The 22,046-nt window shown below is 71.6% G+C and carries 25 protein-coding genes and 1 pseudogene; 15 read left to right on the forward strand and 11 right to left on the reverse strand.

The window, feature by feature from the left end; all coding sequences use genetic code 11:
• Positions 1-116 precede the first annotated feature (116 nt).
• Positions 117-446, forward strand: coding sequence for a hypothetical protein (locus tag Q8791_RS07550; RefSeq protein ID WP_330090864.1), 330 nt, complete (start codon positions 117-119; stop codon positions 444-446).
• A 60-nt stretch (positions 447-506) separates the two neighbouring features.
• Here the strand turns inward: Q8791_RS07550 and Q8791_RS07555 are convergent, their stop codons facing one another.
• Both Q8791_RS07555 and Q8791_RS07560 read right to left on the reverse strand, forming a co-directional pair.
• On the reverse strand, positions 507-1,379 hold the full coding sequence (locus tag Q8791_RS07555) for a class I SAM-dependent methyltransferase (RefSeq protein WP_330090865.1): 873 nt from the start codon (positions 1,377-1,379) through the stop codon (positions 507-509).
• 118 nt (positions 1,380-1,497) lie between these two features.
• A complete protein-coding gene (locus Q8791_RS07560; RefSeq protein ID WP_407941967.1) occupies positions 1,498-2,097 on the reverse strand; it encodes a helix-turn-helix domain-containing protein in 600 nt (199 codons plus the stop codon).
• Between the two features lie 93 nt (positions 2,098-2,190).
• Between Q8791_RS07560 and Q8791_RS07565 the strand changes: the two genes are divergently transcribed.
• The 6 genes from Q8791_RS07565 (at position 2,191) to Q8791_RS07590 (ending at position 8,892) form a co-directional block, all read left to right on the forward strand.
• Positions 2,191-3,126 carry an NAD(P)/FAD-dependent oxidoreductase gene (locus tag Q8791_RS07565; protein WP_330090867.1) on the forward strand — a complete coding sequence of 312 codons (936 nt, stop codon included), beginning with the start codon at positions 2,191-2,193 and terminating at the stop codon, positions 3,124-3,126.
• A gap of 354 nt (positions 3,127-3,480) precedes the next feature.
• On the forward strand, positions 3,481-4,629 hold the full coding sequence (locus tag Q8791_RS07570; protein ID WP_330090868.1) for a winged helix DNA-binding domain-containing protein: 1,149 nt from the start codon (positions 3,481-3,483) through the stop codon (positions 4,627-4,629).
• A 184-nt stretch (positions 4,630-4,813) separates the two neighbouring features.
• Positions 4,814-5,818: a DUF2804 domain-containing protein gene (locus Q8791_RS07575; protein ID WP_330090869.1), complete on the forward strand. Its 1,005-nt coding sequence runs from the start codon at positions 4,814-4,816 to the stop codon at positions 5,816-5,818.
• Between the two features lie 64 nt (positions 5,819-5,882).
• Positions 5,883-6,950, forward strand: a complete 1,068-nt coding sequence (locus Q8791_RS07580) for a pirin family protein (RefSeq protein WP_330090870.1) — start codon at positions 5,883-5,885, stop codon at positions 6,948-6,950.
• 266 nt (positions 6,951-7,216) lie between these two features.
• Positions 7,217-8,779 carry a sodium-dependent transporter gene (locus tag Q8791_RS07585; protein ID WP_330090871.1) on the forward strand — a complete coding sequence of 521 codons (1,563 nt, stop codon included), beginning with the start codon at positions 7,217-7,219 and terminating at the stop codon, positions 8,777-8,779.
• Positions 8,779-8,892 carry a methionine/alanine import family NSS transporter small subunit gene (locus tag Q8791_RS07590; protein ID WP_330090872.1) on the forward strand — a complete coding sequence of 38 codons (114 nt, stop codon included), beginning with the start codon at positions 8,779-8,781 and terminating at the stop codon, positions 8,890-8,892. Before Q8791_RS07585 ends, Q8791_RS07590 begins: the two co-directional genes overlap by 1 nt.
• 122 nt (positions 8,893-9,014) lie before the next feature.
• On the opposite strand, the gene Q8791_RS07595 is transcribed toward Q8791_RS07590, so the two are convergent.
• From Q8791_RS07595 to Q8791_RS07605, 3 genes are all read right to left on the reverse strand, one after another.
• Positions 9,015-9,560, reverse strand: a complete 546-nt coding sequence (locus Q8791_RS07595; RefSeq protein ID WP_330090873.1) for a type 1 glutamine amidotransferase domain-containing protein — start codon at positions 9,558-9,560, stop codon at positions 9,015-9,017.
• A 160-nt stretch (positions 9,561-9,720) separates the two neighbouring features.
• Positions 9,721-10,449 (reverse strand): hypothetical protein, encoded by a 729-nt coding sequence (locus Q8791_RS07600; protein ID WP_330090874.1) that lies wholly within the window; start codon positions 10,447-10,449, stop codon positions 9,721-9,723.
• A gap of 75 nt (positions 10,450-10,524) precedes the next feature.
• Positions 10,525-11,127, reverse strand: coding sequence for a helix-turn-helix domain-containing protein (locus Q8791_RS07605; protein WP_330090875.1), 603 nt, complete (start codon positions 11,125-11,127; stop codon positions 10,525-10,527).
• A 314-nt stretch (positions 11,128-11,441) separates the two neighbouring features.
• On the opposite strand from Q8791_RS07605, the gene Q8791_RS07610 reads away from it, so the two are divergent.
• Positions 11,442-11,957, forward strand: a complete 516-nt coding sequence (locus tag Q8791_RS07610; protein ID WP_330090876.1) for a GNAT family N-acetyltransferase — start codon at positions 11,442-11,444, stop codon at positions 11,955-11,957.
• Positions 11,958-12,101: 144 nt separating this feature from the next.
• On the opposite strand, the gene Q8791_RS07615 is transcribed toward Q8791_RS07610, so the two are convergent.
• Complete coding sequence (locus Q8791_RS07615) at positions 12,102-13,478, reverse strand: FAD-binding oxidoreductase (RefSeq protein WP_330090877.1); 1,377 nt, start codon at positions 13,476-13,478, stop codon at positions 12,102-12,104.
• Between the two features lie 230 nt (positions 13,479-13,708).
• Between Q8791_RS07615 and Q8791_RS07620 the strand changes: the two genes are divergently transcribed.
• Entirely contained in the window at positions 13,709-14,449 is a 741-nt protein-coding gene (locus tag Q8791_RS07620) for an SDR family oxidoreductase (protein ID WP_330090878.1), read from the forward strand.
• Between the two features lie 133 nt (positions 14,450-14,582).
• Positions 14,583-15,008, forward strand: a complete 426-nt coding sequence (locus Q8791_RS07625) for a DNA-binding protein (RefSeq protein ID WP_330090879.1) — start codon at positions 14,583-14,585, stop codon at positions 15,006-15,008.
• A gap of 88 nt (positions 15,009-15,096) precedes the next feature.
• Here Q8791_RS07625 and Q8791_RS07630 read toward each other — a convergent pair whose 3' ends face one another.
• Positions 15,097-15,696: a hypothetical protein gene (locus Q8791_RS07630; protein WP_330090880.1), complete on the reverse strand. Its 600-nt coding sequence runs from the start codon at positions 15,694-15,696 to the stop codon at positions 15,097-15,099.
• Entirely contained in the window at positions 15,626-16,405 is a 780-nt protein-coding gene (locus tag Q8791_RS07635; protein WP_330090881.1) for an FAD-binding oxidoreductase, read from the reverse strand. The genes Q8791_RS07630 and Q8791_RS07635 overlap by 71 nt, the downstream gene beginning before the upstream one ends.
• A 100-nt stretch (positions 16,406-16,505) precedes the next feature.
• On the opposite strand from Q8791_RS07635, the gene Q8791_RS07640 reads away from it, so the two are divergent.
• From Q8791_RS07640 to Q8791_RS07650, 3 genes are all read left to right on the forward strand, one after another.
• Positions 16,506-17,378 (forward strand): sigma-70 family RNA polymerase sigma factor, encoded by an 873-nt coding sequence (locus Q8791_RS07640; protein ID WP_330090882.1) that lies wholly within the window; start codon positions 16,506-16,508, stop codon positions 17,376-17,378.
• Positions 17,379-17,601: 223 nt separating this feature from the next.
• Complete coding sequence (locus Q8791_RS07645; RefSeq protein WP_330090883.1) at positions 17,602-18,573, forward strand: helix-turn-helix domain-containing protein; 972 nt, start codon at positions 17,602-17,604, stop codon at positions 18,571-18,573.
• 186 nt (positions 18,574-18,759) lie between these two features.
• Positions 18,760-18,969: a hypothetical protein gene (locus Q8791_RS07650; RefSeq protein WP_330090884.1), complete on the forward strand. Its 210-nt coding sequence runs from the start codon at positions 18,760-18,762 to the stop codon at positions 18,967-18,969.
• Between the two features lie 356 nt (positions 18,970-19,325).
• Here the strand turns inward: Q8791_RS07650 and Q8791_RS07655 are convergent, their stop codons facing one another.
• Positions 19,326-19,475: a hypothetical protein gene (locus tag Q8791_RS07655; protein ID WP_330090885.1), complete on the reverse strand. Its 150-nt coding sequence runs from the start codon at positions 19,473-19,475 to the stop codon at positions 19,326-19,328.
• Between the two features lie 563 nt (positions 19,476-20,038).
• On the opposite strand from Q8791_RS07655, the gene Q8791_RS07660 reads away from it, so the two are divergent.
• A complete protein-coding gene (locus tag Q8791_RS07660; RefSeq protein ID WP_330090886.1) occupies positions 20,039-20,986 on the forward strand; it encodes a GNAT family N-acetyltransferase in 948 nt (315 codons plus the stop codon).
• 308 nt (positions 20,987-21,294) lie between these two features.
• Positions 21,295-21,453, forward strand: a pseudogene (locus Q8791_RS07665) (MerR family transcriptional regulator); the annotation flags it as partial.
• 46 nt (positions 21,454-21,499) lie between these two features.
• Here the strand turns inward: Q8791_RS07665 and Q8791_RS07670 are convergent.
• Positions 21,500-21,646 (reverse strand): hypothetical protein, encoded by a 147-nt coding sequence (locus tag Q8791_RS07670; RefSeq protein WP_330090887.1) that lies wholly within the window; start codon positions 21,644-21,646, stop codon positions 21,500-21,502.
• The gene (locus Q8791_RS07675; RefSeq protein ID WP_330090888.1) at positions 21,639-21,998 is read right to left on the reverse strand and encodes a MerR family transcriptional regulator; all 360 of its coding nucleotides are present in this window, start codon (positions 21,996-21,998) and stop codon (positions 21,639-21,641) included. Before Q8791_RS07675 ends, Q8791_RS07670 begins: the two co-directional genes overlap by 8 nt.
• Between the last annotated feature and the right edge of the window lie 48 nt (positions 21,999-22,046).

A 22,046-nucleotide genomic window follows, 5' to 3' on the forward strand; every position in this document is an offset into this window, starting at 1 on the left:
GAGCACGGCCCGTCGACCAGGGCGCCGGAACCGGCATCGGGAAGCGCCGCTGCACTGATCTCCTCGCCGGCCACGACACGGCATCACACCGCCGTGGAAGAGGAAGGGCGCACCAGATGAGCACCGACCCACGGCACCGAGGACGCTGGGCGGCGGTCGGCCTGGGTCTGGGCCTCACCGGCTGCGCTCCCCCGGCTCCCCCCGCACCGTCCGCCCCCAGCGCTTTCGAGCCCTGCCTGGACTCCACGGACCGGCTGATCGCCGACGTGGACAACGACGGCCACCGCGATCGCATCACCGGTACCGAGGGCGTCGGCGCCGACCTGGGCATCGCCGTCGGCACAAGCATGTCCTGGAGCTCTCCGGCGGCCGGGGCGCGATCCGAGCGCCGAAGCTACCAACGGGTGACCTGTCCTGTCGCCGGTCCGGCAGGAGTCCGGCCCTGAACTGCCCGTTGCCCCTTTCGGGCTTCCTCGGTTCGCCCCCGTGACCAGGGGTGCTCGGGATCAGGTGCGGCGTGCGGCCCACACGATGCGTTCGGTGCGCATCGCCAGGTCGTCGCGGTGCACGATGCCGTGTGGGCTGTCGGCATCCAGGAGCCGGTCGAGCGCGATGAGGTCCTCGGGAGAGAGCCCGGTGGCCGCGGCGGCACGGATGCGCTGCAGGCCGCCGAGTGCGTAGCGGCCGATCGCGTCGCTGCGGGAGCCCTCGATGTTCACGGCGATGGTGCGCCGGCCCTCGATGGTGAAGCCTGCGGCGGTCAGCATAGGACCCCAGTCGGCGCCGCGGTGAGGCATGTGCTCGGCCTGCAGGCGGTCCGTCACGGCATGGACGCGCTCTTCCAGACCTGGCCTGTCCTCGGGGGCGCTCTCGGGCAGGAAGCGGGGGAAGCCGGCCAGTTCGACGACGGCGAACAGGCCGCCGGGCACGAGCGCGCCATGGACGTTGCGCAGCGCGCGATCGGGATGGGTCATGTGGTGCATCGACGCCGACGCCCACACCAGGTCCGGCGAACCCAGGTCGGGCCAGGCGGGGGCGTCCAGGTCTGCCTGCACGATGCGCACGCGCTCCTCGACGCCCCGGGCACAGGCTTTGGCACGCAGGCGCTGGAGGTGTTCGGTGGAGGTGTCGACGGCGGTGACGTGCGAGTCGGGGAAGCGGTCCAGGAGCGCGAAGGTCCCCGCGCCCGTGCCACACCCCACGTCCACGATCTGACGCGGGCCGGTCTCCAGCGGCAGCCACTCGGTGATGGAGGCGGTGTGTTCGGCGAGGACCTCGGCGTCCAGGTCGAGGATGTCCGACTGGCCGCCGGCATCGTGTTCGTGCTGAGTGCCGTGCTGAGTGCCGTGGTGGGACGTGTGCTGGTGAGCTGGGTTCATGCCTTCACAGTAGGACGGTCATGCGCATAAGGCGTGACATCTTGCGTCCTGGGCAAGGCGATGGTCGGATGTGCTGCCCGACGCGCAAGACGACGTCCCGGGCGGCCCGCCCGGTCGTTCACGAGTGCCCCTGAGTGTCACCGTCGCCGCCCTCGCGCTGATGGCCGCGCCGCGCGTCGCGGTCGAAGATGCCCAGGATCTCGCACGGGCCGCCCTCGGCGCCGATCGCGTGCGGCATCATCGTGGGGAACTCGGCAGCCTGGTTCGCCTCGACGCGGAACCGGCGGTGGCCGAGCATGAGGACCGCGGTGCCCGACAGGACGACGAGCCATTCGCGCCCCGGGTGGGCACGCATGCGCGCCGGGTTCCGGGGCGGCGGATCGGTCATGCGCTGGCGCACGACGCTCATACCGGGGTCGCCCTTCACGAGCCAGCGCATCGAGCCGTGTGCGGCGTCGATCATCGGGCTGGAGACGATGTCCTCGGTGGCGGTCTCCACGAGCTGATCCAGCGTGGTGTCCAGGGCGCGGGCGAGGGTGACCAGCTGATCCAGCGCGAGGCGGCGCTGACCGTTCTCGATGCGGCTCAGCGAGGACTGGCTGAGGTGGGCGCGGGAGGCCAGTTCCTCGAGTGACCATCCCTGAGCCACCCGCAGAGCGCGGATGCGCTTGCGTACGAGGCTGTCCAACTCCTCATCTTCATGCGTCATAGGCAACATCGTATGCCCCTCATGCACATCGGAGTTAGCGTGGCCGCCAGACGGCCCGGAGTGCCCGGGCCACGCACCAGGAAGAGGCAGAAGGACATGGCTGTGACGGCTACTCCGTACGCGAGCGACACACCACCCGAGGAGACCGTCGACACGGTCGTGATCGGCGGCGGCGCCGCAGGGCTGAACGGCGCGCTGATGCTCGCCCGCTCACGCCGCTCGGTCGTCGTGATCGACAGCGCGACCCCGCGCAACGCACCGGCCGAGGCCGTGCACGGCTCGATCGTGCTGGACGGCACGCCGCCCGCCGAGCTGCTCGCGCGGGGCCGGGAGCAGGTCCGCGGGTACGGCGGCCGCATCGTCCTCGGCGACGGCCGAACCGTGACGGCTCGCCGCCTCCTGGTGGCCACGGGACTTCGGGACGTACTGCCCGACGTGCCCGGACTCGCCGAGCACTGGGGGCGCACCGTGGTGCACTGCCCGTACTGCCACGGCTGGGAGGTGCGCGACGAGCCCATCGGCGTCCTTGCCACCTCCGCAGCCTCCGTCCACCACGCACTCCTCTTCCGCCAGTTGACCGAGGACCTGACCTACTTCACCCACGGCACTTCCCTGGACGAGGACACCCGCGCGCGCTTCACCGCCCGCGGCATCCCCGTCGTGGAGACCCCGGTGCGGGAGGTCGTCGACGACGAAAACGGCGCCCTCGCCGGGGTACGACTGGCCGACGGCCGGGTCGTGGCCCGCCGCGTGCTCGCGGTCGCCACGCGGATGCTGGCCCGCACCGAGGGCCTGGCCGGTCTGCAGCTGCCGATGGAGGCTCTGCCCGGGGGCATGGGCCGTCGGTTCGCCTCCGGCACGGCCGGGACCACCGAGGTGCCGGGTGTGTGGGTGGCCGGCAACGCCACCGACCTCAGCGCCCAGGTCGGCGCTGCCGCCGCGGCCGGCGCGGCCGGCGCCCATATCAACGCCATGCTGGCCACCGCGGACACCGACGCTGCCCTGGCGGCGGCTCAGGGAGAGACATCCGCTCCCTGACCCAGCCGCCGTCTTCTCCGAGACCGTCGGCCCCGCACGGGACGCCGCGGACCTCGGCCCCGGTGGGAACCACGGGGAAGGGCACCTTGGCAGACGTCAGCCCATGGTCCCTTTCCGGCTTGTCCCGTCCGCCCCCGTCGTACCCGCCGGCGCACTCGGCTGCGGGACGGAGCGGCCTCCCCGAAGACGCAGGCCGTTCGGCTGCCGCCCCGTGGGAGGAACCGGCGACGCGGTCCCCGGACCGGTGCGCCCGGTCCGACTCCCCGGCGGTTACACCGCGAGTGGAGGACAGTAGCTGGCCTCCAGGTTTCCTAGGGTGGGGCCGCAGGCACCACAGCACCCCCGAGGAGACCCATGGGCACCCCCACCACCTGGCAGGACATGACCGCGCGCCGCCTGTGGCGCCACGCGCTCACCTCCCCGGGCGCGAGCACGGCCGACGTGGTCGGCGCCATGTGCGGCGCCCACGCCCAGATCATGTCGGCGGCCGAGGTGTCGGTGGGTCTGCGCCTGGCCGACACCGACCGCACGCACGTTCGCGCCGCCCTGTGGGACACGCACGAGCTGGTCAAGACCTTCGGCCCGCGCGGCACCGTCCATCTGCTGCCCACACGGGAACTGCCCCTGTGGACCGCCGCTCTGACCGCCGCCCAGCGCGCGGGAAACCCCGCCCCCAAGGGAGCGCTGCTCACCCCCGAGCAGACCGAGGAACTGGTGGAGGGGGCCGCCGCCGTCCTCGCGGACGCGGAGATGACCGTCGACGAACTCACCGAGGCCCTCGCGGCGCGCGTCGGCTCCTGGGCGGCCGACCCCGTCATGGACGCCTTCCAGGCCAAGTGGCCGCGCTGGCGGCAGGCCACCCACACACTCGCCAACCGCGGCTCCCTGTGCTTCGGCCCCATGCACGGGCGCAAGGTCACCTACACCAGCCCCCACCGGTGGCTGCCCGGCTTCACCCCCGCCGACACCGACCAGGCCCTCGCCCACGTGGTCACCGGGTACCTGCGCGCCTACGGTCCGGCCACACCCCAGCACTTCGCCCAGTGGCTGTCCGCGCCCAGGCGCTGGGCGAGCGAGCTGTTCGCGTCCCTGGGCGAGCTCGTCGAACCCGTCGAGGTGGAGGGCCACGCCGCCTACCGGGTCGCCGGGGACACGGAGCCCGCGCCCGCACCCGCCCCGGACGTCCTGCTGCTGCCCTACTTCGACGCCTACACCGTGGGCTGCCACCCGCGCGACGTGGTCTTCCCCGGCCCGGCCCGGGAGCGCGCGCTGGCCCGGGGCCAGGCCGGGAACTACCCCGTCCTGTACCTGGACGGGCTGGCCGCCGGGATCTGGCACCAGCGCAGGTCGGGGCGGCACCTCGACGTGACCGTGGAGGCCCTGGTCCCGCTCTCGCCGGCCCGGCGCGAGGCCGTCGCCGAGCAGGCCGACCGCGTCGGGCTCATCCTCCAGGCCACCCCGCGCCTGACCTTCGGCACCGTCACCGTGGGTCCCCACGCCTGACCCGCCGCGGGCGGCCCCTGGCCGCCGTGCCCCCGTCGCCGTCCACCCGACCTGGCCGCGGGCCCCTCCCACCCGGCCACCACCGCCCTCCGCGACCACGCCCGCGACACCGTCACCGCGCTGGTCCGAAACCGACCCCGCCAGGCCCTTACCGGCGGCTTCCCGTCGCCCTATGCTGCCGGTCATGGCAACACACGAGCGGGAGATCACCGACCCCGTCGACCTGTGCGCCCCCGACGGCCGGCTCAACCCCGACGCCGTGGGGTGGTCCCGCACCCCCCTGCACCAGAGCGCGCTACCCGGGTGGGGCCGCCGCAAGAAGTGGGAGTACTGGTGTGTCTCCACCCCCACCCACCTGGTCGCCGTCACCGTCGCCGACATCGACTACCTCGGCCTGACCAGCGTGTACCTCCTGGAGTACGGGGGACGGGAGATCAGCCGCACCTCCCTGCACCCTCTCGCCCACGGCGTCCGCCTCCCCGACAGCCTCGGCTCGGGGACGAGCGCAGCCATCGGCCCCGTGCGCGCCCGCATCCAGGAGGTGCCCGGCGCCACCCGGCTCCGGTTCTCCTGCGACACCCCCGAGGGCAGACTCAACGCCGACCTCACCGTCGACCTGCCCGAGGGCCACGAGACCATGAGCGTGGTCATCCCCTGGAGCGACGACCGCTTCCAGTACACCTCCAAGCACACCGCCCGCCCCGCGCGGGGCGCGGTCCGCCTCGGCCGGGACGTCCTGGACTTCACCGACGGTTGGGGGGTGCTCGACCACGGGCGGGGCCGGTGGCCCTACGACACCCGGTGGAATTGGGGAGCCGCCTCCGGGCGCACCGACGGCCACACCGTGGGCCTCCAGTTCGGCGGGCAGTGGACCGAGGGCACCGGCCTGACCGAGAACGCCCTGTGCGTGGACGGCCGCCTGTCCAAGATCGGCGAGGAACTCGAATGGGACTACGACCCTGACGACGCCCTCACCCCCTGGTGGCTCCGCACCCCCGGATCCGACCAGGTCGACCTCGTCTTCACCCCCTTCCACGAAAGGGTCGACCGCACCGACACCGGGCTGGTCCTCAACGACACCCGCCAGTGCTTCGGCCACTACACCGGCACCATCCACACCGACGACGGCCACCCCGTGCTCGTCGACGGCCTGTTCGGATTCGCCGAACAGGTGCACATGCGCTGGTGACGAGGGCGACGCCCGGGCACCGCGCACGGTGTGCACCCGTTCCGACTCGGCTATTTTCGGCAGGGTGAGCAATCTCGAACCCCACCCCGCCGAAGAGCGCGTGTGCGCCGGGGAGACCGACCCGGCCCTTCCCGACCCGGACGCCGAGCTCCTCGAACCCCGCGAGGTCCCCCTCGGAGGCCCCCGCGCGATGCTGGTCCGCCGGGCCCTTCCCGGCAAGGACCGCCGTATGGTCGGCGCCTGGTGCTTCGCCGACGCCTACGGTCCCACCGACGTCTCCACCGGGGCCGGCATGCAGGTGCCCCCGCACCCCCACATCGGGCTCCAGACCGTGAGCTGGCTGGTGCGGGGATCGGTCCACCACCTCGACAGCGTCGGTTCCGACCAGCTGGTCCACCCCGGCCAGCTCAACCTCATGACGGCCGGGAACGGTATCGCCCACTCCGAGCGCACACCCGCGAACGCGCCGGGTCTCCTGCACGGCGCCCAGCTGTGGGTGGCCCTTCCCGAGGCCGACCGGGCGGGGGCCCCGCACTTCGAGCACCACGCCGACCTGCCCGCCCTGGACCTCCCGCGCCTCGCCCCGGACGGCGCGGGCGCCGACGAGGACGCGGCGTCCCCGACCGGCCGTGCCCCCGCCGGAGCTCGGGTCACGGTCATCATGGGCGAGGTGGACGGCCGACGCTCCCCCGCCCGCACCTACACACCGCTCATGGGCGCCGAACTGGTGCTGGAGCCCGGCGCCCGTGTACGCATGCCCCTGGACCCGGCCTTCGAGCACGGCGTCCTGGCCCTGGACACGACCGTGCACGCCCTCGGACACCGGGTCGATGCCGGCTCCCTGCTCTACCTGGGCCAGGGCCGCGACCACGTGGACCTGCACGCCGGAGAGGCCGCCCATCTGCTCGTCATCGGCGGTGAGCCCTTCACCGAGGACCTGGTGATGTGGTGGAACTTCGTGGGCCGCGACCACGACGAGATCGTCCGGGCTCGCACCGAGTGGGAGCGGGACCGCGAGGCCCCCGGCCCCGATCCCCGCTTCCCCGCGGTGGCCGGTGACGAGGGGGCGGCACTGCCCGCACCCGACCTGCCCAACGCCCGTCTGCGCCCCCGGCCCCGCCACCGCCCCTGACACGACCACCCCGTCCGCCCCACCGTCCGCGCGGCGGCGTCCCGAACCCCGGGGCGCCGCCGCGCGGACGTGTGCGAGCGGGGCCGAGGGCGGGAGTCGGGCGTTTCGGGACGCGCGCAGCGGGATCGCCATATATGGACAAAATGAGTCGAAACGCGCACTGTCATGCGACATACGGCGAGGCGAACCGTCCCCACCATGCCATTGGGCTCATCTCCTGCTACGGTGCGGATCGCGAACTACGGGATGATTTAGGAGGCCTGGACATGGCCCAACAGCCTCGCGAGCAGTGGGGGACGCGCGCGGGATTCCTGATGGCGGCGATCGGATCCGCCATCGGGCTGGGGAACATCTGGCGATTCCCCTACATCGCCTACGAGAACGGCGGCGGGGCGTTCCTGCTGCCGTACCTCATCGCCATGCTGACCGCCGGTATCCCCCTGCTCATCCTGGAGTACGGCATCGGCCACAAGTACCGGTCCTCGGCGCCGCTCGCCTACCGGCGCATCTCCAGACCCGCCGAGGCCATCGGCTGGTGGCAGGTGGCGATCTGCTTCGTGGTGGCGGTCTACTACGCGGTCATCATCGCCTGGGCGGTCCGCTACACCTGGTTCTCCGTCGACCAGGCGTGGGGCGAGGACCCCGACGGGTTCTTCTCCAACGACTTCCTGCACGTGAGCGACACACCCGGCATGGTCTCCGGCTACGTCGCCGGGGTGGCCTGGCCGCTCGTCGCCGTGTGGGTGGTCACCCTGACCGTCCTCATCATCGGCGTGCGCCGGGGCATCGAGGTGATCAACAAGATCATCATCCCCCTGCTGCTCGTCCTGTTCGGACTGCTGGTCGTCCAGGCGCTGACCCTGGAGGGGGCGGCGACCGGCCTGAACGCGTTCTTCACCCCCGACTGGGAGGCCATGCTCACCGGCAGGGTGTGGATCGCCGCCTACGGGCACGTGTTCTTCTCGCTGTCCGTCGGCTTCGGCATCATGGTCACCTACGCCTCCTACCTGCGCCGCAAGTCCGACCTGACCGGCTCCGCCCTGGTCGCGGGCTTCGCCAACAGCTCCTTCGAGCTGCTCGCCGGCATCGGTGTGTTCGCGGCACTGGGCTTCATGGCCGCCACCGCGGGGACAGCGGTCGACGAGGTCGCCACCTCCGGCATCGGCCTGGCGTTCATCGCCTTCCCGCAGATCATCTCCAGCCTGCCCCTGGGCGGCCCGCTGTTCGGCGTGCTGTTCTTCGGGTGCCTGGTCATCGCGGGACTGACCTCGCTGATCAGCATCGTCCAGGTGATCATCGCCGCCGTGCAGGACCGCACCGGCCTGGGGCGGGTCCAGACCGTGCTGCTCGTGGGCGGCGCCACCGCGCTGGCCTCGATCCTGCTCTTCCCCACCCCGGAGGGCCTGCACCTCCTGGACGTGTTCGACCACTTCATCAACCAGTACGGCATCGCCATGGCCGGTCTGGTGCTGGTCGTCTTCGTCGGATGGGTCGCGCGCAGGCTCCCGGTCTTCCAGTCGCACGTCAACGCCATCTCCTCCATCCACCTGGGCCTGTGGTGGCGGATCACGCTGAGCGTGGTCACGCCGATCCTGCTCGGGTTCATGATGTGGGACAGCCTGCGCACCGAACTCACGGAGAACTACGCGGGGTACCCGACCGGGTTCCTGCTCGCCGCGGGGTGGGGCGTGGCCATCGGAGCCATCGTCTTCGGGATCGTGGTCTCGCTCTTCCCCTGGAAGCGCGCCGACGCCATCGCCCGCGACGACGCGGCCCAGGCCGCCGGAGCCGGCGCGGCCGAGGCCACCACCAAGGAAGGGGACAACTGATGTCCACCAGCGCGATCGTCATGATGGTCGTCTCCATCACCGTGCTCTGGGGCGGCCTCATCGCGTCCATCGTCCACCTGCGACGCCACCCCGACGAGCCCGAGTCGGAGTAGTCCCGGCACCGGGGAGGACGACGACGGGCGGGGGGGGGGGGGGGACGGGCGGGGCGGTGGTTGCCGGGGGCATCCACCGCCCCGCCCGTCGTCTGCGCCGCGCCCCCGGCCCGGCGCCCGGTTCACCCCTGGGCGAACTCCCGCACGATGCGCTCGCAGAACGCCGGAAGGTCGTCCGGGTTCCGGCTCGTGGTGACTCCGTGGTCGGTGACCACCTCCTCGTCCACCACGACCCCGCCCGCGTTGCGGATGTCGGTACGGATACTGGGGTAGGAGGTCAGTGTGCGCCCCCGCACCACGTCGGCCTCCACCAGGATCCACGGCCCGTGGCAGATCGCCGCCACCGGCCGGCCCGAGGCGACGAAGTCGCGCACGAACCCCACGGCGTCCGCGTCGAGGCGCAGGTTGTCCGGGTTGACGGTCCCGCCCGGGACCACGAGGGCGTCGTAGTCCTCCACCTTGGCGTCGGACACCAGGCGGTCCACCCGGAACCGGTCCGACGGTTCGATGTCGCCGTTCATCGACTGGATCTCCCCGGGGCTCAGCGAGATCAGGTCGATCTCCGCGCCCTCCTCGCCCAGTGCCTCGCGCGGGCGCACGAGTTCGACCCGTTCCACCCCGTCCGCGGCAAGGATCGCGATCCTGCGTCCGCTGAGTCTGTCGGCCATGGCTACCCCCTCGGTCGGGTCGGCGGCACCGCCGCGGTGCCGTGTTGCCCGCCCTACCCGTTCCAGGCGTCCGCCTCACCTTCGCCACCGCACCAACGGCACGACGCGACCGTCCCGATGGGCCGCTCAGCCCCGGGACGGGCGACGGCCGCCGGCGTCCTCAGCCCCGGACCTCGGGAGCGCTCCGGGCGTCCGGGGTCTGTGGAGAGCTCTCCCAGGCCGCGTCGGGGACCCGCTCGAGCAGGGCGACCATGGTCTCGGCCGACGCGCGGACCAGGTCGGCGTCCAGTTCCCGGTTGTTCCAGCACAGCAGGTGCTCGCCGTCGAACCGGAAGGGGACGGCCGCCGCCCCCGCCTCGGCCAGCCACCCCCGCACGTCCTCGTCGAGCACGGCGCGGGCGAAGCGGTCGTCGGAGGTGGCGACGTAGAAGAGGGAGTCGAACGCGGGCTCGCCCAGCCGCAGGTCGTGGACCCCCAGCGGGCTCAGCACGACGTGTCCCAGGGATTCCTCCCTCAACTCCAGGACGGGGCTTCCGGACCGGACGGGGATCGCCACGACGGTGTGGGTGTGGGTGGCGGTCCTGGTGTCACGCCCGTCGTGGTGCGAGGCGGAGTAGCGGTACTCGAAGGCGAGGACGCGGTGGCCGCGCAGCTCCGCGCACAGCACGTGCGTGGCCCTGGCGTTGGAGCGCACCTCCACGAAAGGGTCCCCGGAGAACCGGCCCACCAGCTCGGGACGTTCCCGGTCGTAACGCCAGCCCTCACGGTCGGCCCAGGCCGCCAGGGACCTGGCACGGCGGCGCTCGGCGGCCGACCCCGCGAACACCAGTGCGCAGACTCCGGCGACCACGGCACCCGTGACCACCAGAACCAGTAGGGCGACGTCCATGGGAACTCCTCATCCGAGTGCGGCTCTCCTACGGTGAGACGCCGCCCACCACCGGACCGGTTCCCGTTTTCCCGCTCAGTCCTTGTCCGCGGATCCACTGGTGCGCGGGCGTACCCGCACATGTGCGCGCTCACCCTGGGGACCGAACAGGCCCAGGTACTCCGCCGGTTCGGGACCGGGGTTGGCGAAGGCGTGCGGGAGGCGCGTGTCGAACTCGGCGACCTCCCCGGCCTGGAGCACCATGTCGTGGTCGCCCAGGACCAGGCGCAGACGACCGCTCAGGACGTACAGCCACTCGTAGCCCTCGTGGGTGCGCTGTTCGATCTCGGTGTGGCCGGTGGGCGGCGGATAGATCACCTTGAAGGCCTGGAGCCCGCCGGGCTTGCGGGTCAGCGGAACGAACGTGATCCCGTGCCGGACGAAGGAGCTGCGCCGCACGCGCGGATCCGCCGCGGTGTCCTCCCCCACCAGCTCGTCCAGGGGCACGCCGTGCGCGCGGGCCAGCGGGAGCAGGAGTTCCAGGGTCGGGCGCCGGCGCCCGACCTCCAGCCGCGAGAGGGTGCTCACCGAGATGCCGGTGGTGTCCGACAACTGGGCGAGGGTCGCGCCGCGTTCGCGGCGCAGCGCGCGGAGCCGGGGCCCGACCGCGGCCAGGGTCGGCGCGAGTTCGTCGTCCATGACCACAATCTGCCACACCACGGGTCCGGGCGGGCCCGCCCCGCCGACCGAGCGCGGGGGGGGCGGAACACCGTACGGCCAGGTGGAACACCGGCATGTGCGCGTGCTAGCGTCGTGCGGGTTCGCGACAGGCACACGGTGGGACAGGAGGTGGGGTTGATGACCGCGGTGACGACCGCCATCACGAGCGGTATCCGACACTCCTCCACGTCCCGGTCCCCGTTCTGACGGACACTCCGCACAGCCCGCCGTGAGCGCCACAGCCCACGCCGCGGCCGTCGTCGGACGGGACCTTCGAGCAAGGGTTTCTCACCGTGAACACGCACCACACCTGGAACACACGTGTCGAGACCGACACGGACATCGCCGCCGTCCGCGCCATCAACGCGGCCGCCTTCGACACCACCGACGAAGCCGACCTGGTCGACGCCCTGCGCGCCGACTCGTCCTGGATCGACGGGCTGTCCCTCGTCAGCACCACCCCCGACGGCACCCCCGTCGGGTACGCGCTGCTGACCCGCTGCCACGTCGGCGAGGTCCCCGCCCTGTGCCTGGCCCCCTGCGCCGTACTCCCCGAGTACCAGCGGACCGGCGCCGGGTCGGCGGCCGTCCGTGCGGTGCTGGAAGCCGCCCGGCACCGGGGAGAGCGCTTCGTCATCGTCCTCGGACACCCGTCCTACTACCCGAGGTTCGGCTTCACCCGCGCCTCCACGCACGGGATCGGGTTGAGCGTCGAGGTCCCGGACGAGGCGCTGATGGCCCTCTCCCTGGACGCCGACCACCCGCTGCCCGGCGGTACCGTCCGCTACGCGGCGCCGTTCGGCATCTGAGCGGACCGCGACCACCGCGCACCCGGACCTGACACCGGCCCCTGACCGGGTCGGAGGACCTTCGGGGAGCGGACCCGCTCCGCACGGGGGGGGGGGGGCCCCCCCCCCCCCCCCCCCCCCACGGCCCCGGTCGCGTTCAGGGGGTCAGGCGAACACCTTGCCCGGGTTGAAGATGCCCGCGGGGTCCAGCGCGTTCTTGACCGCGTGGTGCATCCGCACCACGTCCGGCCCCAGCTCGCGTGCGGCGCCCCGCATCTTCAGCATGCCCACACCGTGCTCGCCCGTGACCGTCCCTCCCAGGGCGATGGCCTCGTCCACGATCACCTCGAAGGCCTCCTTCGCGCGCTTCTTGGCGTCCTCGTCACCGGCCGGCACGATGAACAGCGGGTGCAGGTTGCCGTCACCCGCGTGGGCGATGTTGCCGATCCGGGTATCGAAGCGCTCGGCGGCGGCCTCGATCCTCGCCAGCATCGTCGGCAGCTCGGCCTTGGGCACGCACACGTCCTCGGTCAGCAGCGGACCGAGCCGCTCCAACGCCGGGTAGGCCAGGCGGCGGGCCTCGAAGAGCGCCTCGGCCTCCTCCTCGTCGGTGGAGCGCACCGCGTACACCGCGCCCTCCTCCCGGAAGCAGGCCAGGATGCGCTCGGCCTCCTCCTCGCCCGCCGCGCCGGGCTGGTCGCTGCGCGCCAGCAGCAGCACCTCGCCCTCGGCGGACAGCCCCATGTTCTTCCAGGCGTCGACCGCCTGGAGGCAGAACCGGTCGATGAGCTCCATCGCCGAGGGAACCACCCCCGACGCCGAGACCGACGCGACCGCGCGCCCGGCGTCGGTGAGGGAGTCGAAGTAGCCGACCACCGTGTGCTCGGTACCGGTGCGCAGCGGCCGCATCCGCAGCGTCACCTCGGTGACCAAGCCCAGGGTGCCCTCCGAACCGACCATCAGCCCGCACAGGTCGTACCCGGTCACGCCCTTGGCGGTGACGCGTCCCAGCCGCACGACCTCGCCCGAACCCATCACCGCCTCCATGCCCAGCACGTAGTCGCGGGTGACCCCGTACTTGACGCAGCACAGGCCGCCCGCGTTCGTGGCCACGTTGCCGCCGATGGTGGACCAGGGCGCGGAGGCGGGGTCCGGCGGGTACCACAGGCCGTCCTGGGCAACCCGTTCGCGCAGGTCGTTGTTGACGACACCGGGCTGCACCGTGGCGGTCTGCTGGACCGGGTCCACCGCCAGCACGCGGTTCATGCGCTCGAAGGAGACCACCACCCAACCGTCGACGGCGTTGGCCGCACCGGACAGCCCGGTGCCCGCGCCGCGCGCGACCACCGGGACGCCCAGTTCGGCGCAGAGGGAGACCGTGGCCGCCACGTCGGCGGTGTCGCGGGGGCGGACCACGGCGGCGGGCCGCCCGTAGGAGGCCCATTCCGCCTCGTCGTGGGAGTAGCCCTCCATGATCCCGGGGTCGGTGATGACCTGTTCCTCCCCGATCGCTGCCGTCAACCTCTCGGCGATCCCGGACATGGGCACACTCCTCACCACTGCGCGTCGCCGCCCGCTGCGCCGACGCTGCCAGCACCCTAGCGCTGCGCCTTCCTCGCAGGTCACTCGTCCCCCCGAATAACTGACCGAATGTTCTGCTGCCGCTCCTGCCCCCGCCCGGAACGCGCACAACACGACATATCACTGCGAAAGCACGCGACCCTCGTCGCGCGGTGTTAGCGTCGTGCCCACCGTCCGCGGAGGGAGCCCTCATGAAAACAGTGCTGGTCACCGGCGGCACCGGAACCCTCGGCCGCCCCGTCGTGGAACACCTGCGGCAGGCCGGACACAGCGTGCGCCCGCTGAGCCGCCACCCCGACCCGGGGGACCCCGACGCCGTCGCCGTGGACCTGCGCACCGGCGCCGGGCTCGGCCGGGCCCTGGAGGGAGTGGACGCGGTGGTGCACTGCGCCACCACCCCCACCGGCGGTGACGTCGAGTCCGCCACCCACCTCCTCCGCGAGGTGCGCGCCTCGGGTGCGGCGAACCTGGTCTACGTCTCGATCGTCGGCGTCGACCGCGTGCCGCTCGGCTACTACAAGGACAAGCTCCTCATCGAACAGGCCCTGGAAGGCTCCGGCCTGGGCTGGACGGTGCTGCGCGCCACCCAGTTCCACTCCCTGGTCCGGCGGATCTGCGCCGGCGCCGCCCGCTCGCCGCTCATGCCGTTCCCCGACCTGGACGTGCAGCCGATCGACAGCGCCGAGGTCGCCTCCCGCCTGGCTCTCCTGGCTGGGGCCGACCCGGCGGGGCGGGTCCCCGACATGGGCGGCCCGCGCGTGGAGTCCTTCCGGGACCTGGCCCGTACCTACCTGGACTCACAGGGTCTGCGGCGGCGGCTCGTGCCGGTGCTCCTGCCCGGACGGGCCTTCGCGGCCTACCGCGCCGGCGGGCACCTGGCGCCCGGGCGCAGGGTCGGCCGGGTGACCTTCGCCGAGTACCTGACCCGCTGACGCAGGGCCCGCCGCAGGTCGCGAGCCCGTACGCCGGAACGGTGTCTGAGACAGGGGCTCCGCGCCCCAGAAATAAACAATCTGTTGAAAACTTAATATTGACAACTGTTCGTTGGTGACCCATGCTGGAGGCATGACCGAGGAACGACGCGACGACGCCTTCACCCAGCCCGACCCGCGCAACGCCCAGCGCCTGCGCACCCACCAGGCGCTCCTGCGCATCACCGAACGCCACGCGACCGGCGAACACCGAGTGCGCTGGGACGAGTCGCGCATGCCCATGCAGCCCTTCGACGCCCTGCGACGGGTCGCCGACCTCGCCGCGGGCAGTGCTCTGCCCGGCGACGGGGAGCCCCCCGTCGACCAGGACGACCTCACCGCGGCCCTGACCCTGGTGCCCTGGGCACGCGCGGAGTTCGACCAGCTGGAGGCGGGCCTGCTCCAGATGTCCAAGGGCCGGGGCATGACCTGGCAGGAGATCGCCTTCGGGCTGGGTCTGGGCTCCGCCCAGGCAGCCAGGCAACGCCACGAACGGCTCACCCGGCGCACCGACTCCTGACACCGCCCGTACCCGTCCGGCCCGGCCGCGCCGGAGCAGGGCGGGTCCCGGGGGCCGGCTCTCGCACACCGCCGGACCCCGGAACGCGTCAGCCCGCCACCGGATAGTTGGAACGCACCACACCGTGCGGGTCGCGCTCGCGCTTGATCCTGCGCAGGCGCTGCAACGCCCCGGGGCCGAACGCGTCCCTCACCGACTCACCCGGGGCCAGCGCCGTCAGGGGCTTGCGCCCGCTGACGTTCGCGCCCAGGCCCGCCACCAGCCGGTCCAGCCGCTCACGGATCTCCGCTCCCGCCTGCGGGGAGAACGGCACACCCAGCGCGTACAGGTAGAACGGCTCCTCCAACGCACCGAACGGGGTACCGGACTCCCCCGCCAGCGCACCGCCCAGGTGCCGCACCTGCACCCCCAGCAACGGCGCGAGCGGCTCCGCCAGCAGAGCCCGCACCGCGTCCCCGCCCAGACCGGTCAACAGTTCCGCCCGCGACATCCCCGGCGAGGGGTCCGTGGGCTCGGCGGTGATCGACCCCAACGCCGTCAACGCCAGCACCCCGCGGCCGTCCCGCAGCGGTGCGCCCACCGCCTCCAACGGACGCAGCAGCTCGCGCGCCGCCTCCTCACCACCCAGGAACGTGACGTCCACCGACACCGTCGGCTCCAGCCCCGGGATGTGCTGGTTCGCCCACACCGTCAACTCCTCCGGGGCCCCGGCCGTGACCTCGGAAAACACCTCCAGCACCCGCGACGCCTCCGAGGCGGCCCACACCACCCGCCCCCCCGTACAGCTCCGGAGCCGGGTACAGGTCGAACTCCATCGCGGTCACCACGGCGAAGTCCCCGCCACCACCGCGCAGCGCCCAGAACAGGTCCGGGTCGGAGACCGCGTCCACCCGGGCCCGCTCACCCTCGGCGTCGACCACCTCGAACGCCCTCACGCTGTCGGCCGCCCACCCGTGACGGCGCCCGAACCAGCTCAGACCACCGCCCAGCGTGTACCCGGTCACCCCCACCACGGGAGAGCTGCCCGGCAACCCGGTCAGGCCGTGCGCGGCCGCCGCCTCCTGCACACGGCCCCAGGACACGCCCGCTCCCACACGTGCGATGCGCCGGACCGGGTCCACCTCCACCCCGTCCAGGGCGCCGGTGCGCAGCAGCACCACTCCCTCCACCGCACCCGAGGCGCCGTGCCCGGTGGGCTGCACCGCCACCGTCAGCCCGGACCGGCGGGCGTGGCGGACCAGCGCGGACACGTCGTCCGCGTCGGCGGCCTCCACCACCGCCGCCACCGGCTGATCCACCGCCAGGTTCCAGGCACGGGAGGCTCCGTCGAAGCCCTCCTCGCCCGCGACCAGCACACGGCCCCGCAGCATCCCACGCAGATCGTCCAGGTCACTCATGCGTCATCCTCCGTCGAGATCGGTCACATCGGCTGACTCGGAAACGTCAACCCCGTGAAGCGTCGACCCCACGACGAACCAGCACGGAAGAATGTGACCGGTGAACACCGCAGAATCCCTCGCCGCCCGTTTCCAGGAACACCGCGGACTGCTGTACTCCATCGCCCACCGCATGCTCGGCTCCGGCGCCGAGGCCGAGGACGCCGTTCAGGAGACCTGGCTGAAGCTGAGCCGCGCGGACGCCCAGGCGATCGACAACCTCGCCGCCTGGCTGACCACGGTCACCGGGCGGGTGTGCCTGGACCTGCTCAGATCACGCTCCTCCCGCCGCGAGGACCCCGTCGGCGAGGACCTGCCAGAGCCGGCCACCACGGCCGAACCCGCCCTGGACGCCGACCCCGAGCACCAGGCGGTGCTCTCCGACGCGGTCGGCGCGGCCCTCACGGTGGTCCTGGACACCCTCTCCCCCGCCGAGCGGCTGGCGTTCGTCCTCCACGACATGTTCGCCCTGCCCTTCGAGGAGATCGCCCCCATCGTGGAGCGCAGTCCGGCAGCCACCCGGCAGCTGGCCAGCCGGGCCCGGCGGCGGGTCCGTGGGGGCGGCGCCGACGGACAGGCCGACCTGGCACGCCGACGCGCGGTGGTGGCGGCGTTCCTCGCGGCGGCCCGCGAAGGGGACTTCGCGGCACTGATGACGATCCTGGCCCCCGACGTGCTGGTCCGCTCCGACGCGGCCGCCCGACTCGCCGGGGTCCCCGCCGAGACCCGCAGCGCACAGGCCGTGGCCTCCCAGGCCATCACCTTCGCTCAGCTCGCCGAACGGGCCCACCCGGTCCTGGTCGACGGTGTCCCCGGGTTCGTCTCCCTCAAGGACGACCGCCCCTACGCCGCACTGGCGTTCACGGTACGGGAGGACCGCATCACCGGGTTCGACGTGTTCTACGACCCCGACCTGCTGGCAGAGCTCGCCTGAACCGGCGGGCGTGGGCGGGCGCCCGGTGCGGGGTCCGGGGGCGAGGAGGATTACTGCGGAATTCAGCGGTAGACCCTCCTCCATCCCCGTTCTGACCGGAAGCGGAGAGATGCGAGTACCGGCCTGACCACAACAGGACAAATCAGAATGAAACCCTGACAAACGGATACGGGTTCCCGAAGTGACCACCGGCGAGCATCAATCCCCCAACAAGGAGCCCCTGGTGATCGAAGCCGTGTTCCACACACGGGACATCCCCCCGGCAGAGCGACTCGGGTACTGGCAGGAGTGCGTGGCCAGGACGCACGCCCCACTGGTGCTCAGCAGCGACGAACCCGACACGTTCCAGGCCTACCAGAAGCTCCTGGACCTGGACGGGGTCCTGCTCTGGCCCAGCATCTTCCGACCCGTGGTCTTCACCAGAACACGACCCCTCATCCGGGGCTCGGACCCGGAGAATCTTCACCTGACCCTGATCTTCCGCGGACGGTTGGAAGGCGATTTCGGCCGCACGTCGATCGACGTCGGAACCAACGAGATCAGCGTCATCGACTCGTCCACACCTTTCTCCATACGCGCGTGCCGCGGACACGTGGAACAGCACGGGATCGGACTGGAGATCCCCAAGTCCCGGCTACCGCTCCCCTCGAAGTCGGTGGACCGGATCGCTGGAGCGAAGTTCTCCGCCTCCTCCGGATACGGGGCACTGACCAAGAACTTCCTGCGCACTCTGGTGAACGACCCGGCGAACCACGGTCCCAGAGATACCGACCGCCTCTCCACGGTCCTGTGCGACCTGCTCTCCGGGATGTTCGCCCAGGCGCTGGAGGCCGAGAACCTGCTGCCACCGGAGTCGCGAAGACAGACTCTCCTGCTGAGGATCAAGCGCTTCATCAACGAACAGCTGAGCGATCCGGAGCTGAACCCCGTCACGGTGGCCACCGCCCACCACATCTCGGTCCGGTACCTGCACCGGATCTTCCAGGAGCAAGGCGACACCGTTTCCGCGTGGATACGCAAGCGCCGACTGGCCCATGCCCGCCACGACCTGGGCGAAGAAAACCTGGCGCACGTTCCCGTCTACCTGATCGCGCAGAGGTGGGGGTTCTCCAGCGCCGCGGTGTTCAGCCGAGCGTTCCGCGATGCCTACGGCGTCCCTCCCAAGGACGTGCGTCCAGGACGCGCTGACGGGTGAACCCGCGCACCTGACAGGGATGCCGCTGATGCATTCCTTGACCTGGCGCACGGTTTCTTGACCTTCATCGACATGGCCTCTGGACATGCTCAGCGTCGGCGGGGACCGCCGTTCTCATCCCGGAAGGGTGCTCATGCGCTGGTTCATCTCTCCCCCCTCGCAACCGCCTTCACCGCTGGACTCCTAATGAACAGACTCTCAAAGATCGGCGTGCTTGTTGCTGCACTGTCCATCCCCCTGACCCTCATGGGAGCGCCCGCCGCGAGTGCGGCGACCACCGCACCCGACCGGGTGTCCAGCGTCGCCGCGAACCAGGTGGAAGCCGCGGCCACGTTGACCGCGACCCGGTGGTACACGCAAGGGATCGGTCGCTACGTCACAGTCCGCAACACCTAATCCAGCGCCAGGTGCTTCCGCGTGGACGTCCCGTACAGCGCCGACCCCACGTTCAGGATCGCTGGCAATACGACCCAGAGCTTCTCCTGCGGGGGAACCGCCTACTTCAGTGGCCGGGGCATCTATCAGGACTCCTGCTGAGAGTGACATGGGGCCGGTGCGGCAGGATCCAGGTGTAGCGCCCTGACCTGACCCGCCCCCGCAACGGTCAGACTCCACCGAAAGTAACGGCGAGATCACGACAGCCCTCGTGCGACGGTGCGTTGCGCGGGAGCTACGTCGACCTGCACCCGGCTGTGGAGGTCGACACCGAGGCCACCGGTCGGGTTTAGGGCCAGGGAGGCTAACCGCGCTGCTCATCGGCGGTAGACCTGGACCTTCCCGACGTTGTCGCCCAGCGTGGTGCCCAGAAAAGCGACGGGCAGGGGGAAGGTCCGGGAGTAGGTTCCGGCCCGGTTGAAGAAGGTGGCGGTGTTACACGCCGACGTGCCGCCCGCCGAGGACACGCGGGTGCCCCAGTACGAGCCGAGCTGGATCTCGTAGCCGGCGGTGTCGCACGGGCCAGCGTTTCCGGAGATGCTGGTGGAATCTCCGCTGTAGTTGGGGTGCTCGCGCGGACGCCGGAAGGAACTCGCTTTACCTCAACCACACCTGTTGGCCCTTCGGAAGAGCTGGGCTCAGGCGTTGACAAGACGGGGCCTCCAGTTCGAGGAGGCGACTGTGGGCGTACCGAGGTCTTTCGGTGACGCGCCGCACTCAACGTAGAGGGAACGAGGCCACTTTCGTAACCCTCTGTCCTCTTGTGGACAGGAAGCGTCACTTCGAGTCACCATTTCCCCATGGGTCCCATATTCGCTTGCGCCCCCGCCGAGTCCCGGGGATGTCGGTGAGGCCGCGGCACGCCCCGCCGCTCCCAGCATCCTGAGCACACCGCTCGGGCGCGCGTCGGGGGTTGAGGAACAACGGAACGCAAGCCCTCGCCAGCGCCGGATCCTGTTCCGATACTCCTCAACCCCCGGGCCGGAAAATCCTTGGACGGGCCCGCGACTTCCTGGCACCGTCGGTAACCATGACGACTTCGGAGCTTTTGACCGCCGCGAACGTGGAACTCATGCAGGGCCTGGCGCAGCGCATCACCGCCACCCGCCCGGAGTTGGTGAACAGCGACGCCTCGTTCGGCGGGCTGGCCTGGAACTGGGGCCGGGCGCACACCGCCCAAGGCTCCGCGTGGCGCCGTCGCCTGTGGTTCTCCTCCGGGGAGCTGGTGGCGTGGGGATGGGCCCAACTGCCGCGCAGCGTCCGGGTCAGTGACGGGTCGGTCAAAGAGGTCACCGGCGCCTACCTGGCCTATCAGGTCCACCCCGACCACGCCGGGCTGGTGGACGAGGTGATCGACTGGTACGACGCCACCGCGCCGGGCCTGGAACGCACCGTGCTGCCGGGCGCCGAGGACGGGTTCGCCCTGGAGCGGTGGGCGGCGCACGGGTACGCGCCCGACCCGTCCGGTCAGGGGGACACTGGGTCCTGGACCCAGCTCAACCAGCGCGACCTCGCCGACCTGGAGTCTGCGGTGTTGCCGGCCGGGTACGGGTTCCGCACCGCCGACGAGGCCGGGCCCGACGCCGCGGTCCAGGCCCATCTGGATGCCTGGGGTCCCCGGGCGTACTCGGTCGAGGCCTACCGGGACCTTCGGGAGACGAGGGGGTACCGCGGCGACCTGCACGTGCTGGTGCAGGCACCGGACGGGACGATGGCGTCCTCGGCGATCATGTGGTTCGACCAGGCGAACCGGACCGTGGAGTTCGAGCCGGTCGGGACGCACCCCGGCCACCGGCGCCTGGGGCTGGGGCGGGCGATGCTCCTGCGCGGGATGCTCCTGGCACGGGAGGCGGGGGCCGTGCACGCGACGGCCGCCTGCCTGGGAGCGCCCGGCCACCCGAAGGCCCGCGGGCTGTACTACGCCGTCGGGTTCCGCAAGCTGTGCCAGGACGTCCCCCTTCTCAAGGGGGCCCGGTAGGTCTGGCGGAAAATCCAACGGGAAGGGTTCGGCCGGCCCTCTGGCCGCACTGGTAAGAGGCTCGGTGCTCCCGAACGCCCGGCGAGCCGCAAGGTAGCCGGGGCGAGGAGGATTGCTCCAGGATTTAGCGGCAGACCCCCGCCGTAGGTCACGGCCAGATCACGACAGCCCCCGCGCAACGCACCGTTGCCCGGGGGCTTCCCCTGGGGCGGACCAAGTACGCCCGAAAGGGGCAACGGCATGACGTTCCCTCAGGTCAGAAGGTGGACCAATCCAGCCGTGCGGAGTGGTCGAGCGAGCCCGCGTGGTTCGCCCCCTACCAGCTCAAGCTCGCCGCACGCGCCCGTGAACTGGTCGAGGAAGGCACGTCGATCGAGTCCGCGTGCAGGATCATCATCCTCGAGGGTCAGCTCGAGGAGGCCCAGCGCATCAACGAGGAACTCCGCGCCACCGAGAAGCACACGTAGCCCCTGGGGAGAGAATCGCCCGACAGGCCCCGCGACCACCGCCGCGTCACTGGGGTGGGCTCTGTTCCCCGGGCCGGTGGTGCTCGGCGCGGGGTGCGCGCTGGTGTCCGCCCCCGCGGGGCGGCTGCTGCGCGAGGCCGCCCCCGACGGTGGTCTGGCCGGGGTCTTCGCTGCCCAGCCGGTGTTCACTCACCGCGCATGGCTTCCTGGGTGGCCTTGACCATGCCGTCCAGGGTCTGGCGTGCGCGGGCCAGTTCCTCCGCTTGGGTGTCGATGCGTTCGAGTTCGGCGATGAGCCGGCGCAGGACCTGCGGAGGGCAGCGCTCCCCGTTGGTCTTGATGTGTGGCAGGAGCGCGGCGATGGTCGTGCTGTTCATCCCGACGGCGAAGAACTGCCGGATCAACACCACACGGCTCACGGCGTCCTCGCCGTAGTGGCGTTGCCCGCTGGAGCTGCGTTCGCTGTAGAGCATGCCCTGCTTCTCGTAGTAGCGCAGGGAACGCACGCTGGCTCCGGTCTGCTCGGCCAGTTCCCCGATCCGCACGGGTGGTCTCCGTCCCGATTTGCCCCTGACACCGATGTCAGGTCCTAG

Source organism: Nocardiopsis codii (genome assembly GCF_036327455.1).
Lineage (GTDB): Bacteria > Actinomycetota > Actinomycetes > Streptosporangiales > Streptosporangiaceae > Nocardiopsis > Nocardiopsis codii.